This is a genomic window from Bradyrhizobium sp. Ses1, assembly GCF_059512365.1.
Genome location: NZ_JCAMOQ010000177.1, coordinates 1 through 1,073 on the forward strand (window position 1 = coordinate 1; position 1,073 = coordinate 1,073).

Here is a 1,073-nt window from a genome sequence, read left to right on the forward strand (position 1 = left end):
TAGAAAGGGATCAGGAGCGGTCAGTTTCCAACTAACAAACCGGTTCAAGCGGTCCCGCTCCGCGGGTCCATTTCAGAGCGACGAAATAAGTCCGCCCGTGACGAACAACTCGCGCGCGCCGCAAGTGGCGCTTTGGGCCCACTTAGCGGCCGCGATGCACAATGGGGCCCCCCTAGTCTACGCTGCAGACCCAATTGGCAGTCTGGGAGCGCAATTACGCTCCCGGACGAAGGAGGACTAGATCGTCGTGAAGGACGTAGTGGGGCGGGCAATCGCGCCAGCGTGCGCCGCACTGAAGCATGTGAATGATACCGCTGATGATTCGTCGATCGTCGCCGCGCACCGGACCGATCTGGTTCGCGGTAGATGCGGCTCTATCTGGAAAATTGAATCCGGAAGCGGCAGCCGAAAGTTTGTTGTCAGCAATTGCGGCTGCCTTCGAGGAGGAGAAACCTGGCGTGAAGGTCAAGATCGATCCGTTACCGGCACGGGCATTCGCCACTATGCCGAGCGCGGCCGTGCCGCCGGAAAGTCTAGGGGCGGCTCTGGGTGTGGCAACGCCAGTGATTCGGTCAGCGGAAGTCCGCACGCTTTAGGTCGTGTGGACTCTAAGGATTCCCTTTTAGGAGCAAATCAGATTCAAGGCTGCTTTTTGGGAGGCGGCCTTGGGTGTGATGGATCGTTTGGCTTTGAGCGACGCGGCGTGGGAGCGGATGGCGCCGCTGATCATAGGCCGGCCTGACCAGAAGGGGATGTTTGTGGAGGGCGTATTGTGGATCGTGCGTACGGGTTCTCCCTGGCGCGATCTTCCGGAAGCGTTCGGGGATTGGAACAGCGTATTCCGGCGCTTCAGTCGATGGAGCATCAAGGGTGTTTGGTGGCGCATCTTTGAGGCGATGTCCGATGACCCGGACTTCGAATATCTGATTGTCGATTCCACCATCGTCCGAGCCCACCAGCACGCTGCCGGGGCCAAAAAAGGGGGTCTGAAGATCACCCGGACGGTCACTTCAAATTCCCCCACCTGTGGTCGCGCAAACTCCCCCACTTGTGGAGCAGGACGAGAGGTTATT

1 protein-coding gene and 1 pseudogene are annotated in these 1,073 nt (G+C 59.3%); one reads left to right on the forward strand and one right to left on the reverse strand.

What is annotated here, in order from left to right:
• Nucleotides 1-256 precede the first annotated feature (256 nt).
• Nucleotides 257-423 (reverse strand): annotated as a pseudogene (locus tag AC5ZG5_RS46210) (transposase); the annotation flags it as partial.
• Nucleotides 424-665: 242 nt separating this feature from the next.
• Between AC5ZG5_RS46210 and AC5ZG5_RS46215 the strand changes: the two are divergent.
• Nucleotides 666-1,073 (forward strand): IS5 family transposase (locus tag AC5ZG5_RS46215; RefSeq protein WP_496165570.1); only part of this gene is annotated, 408 nt, incomplete at its 3' end.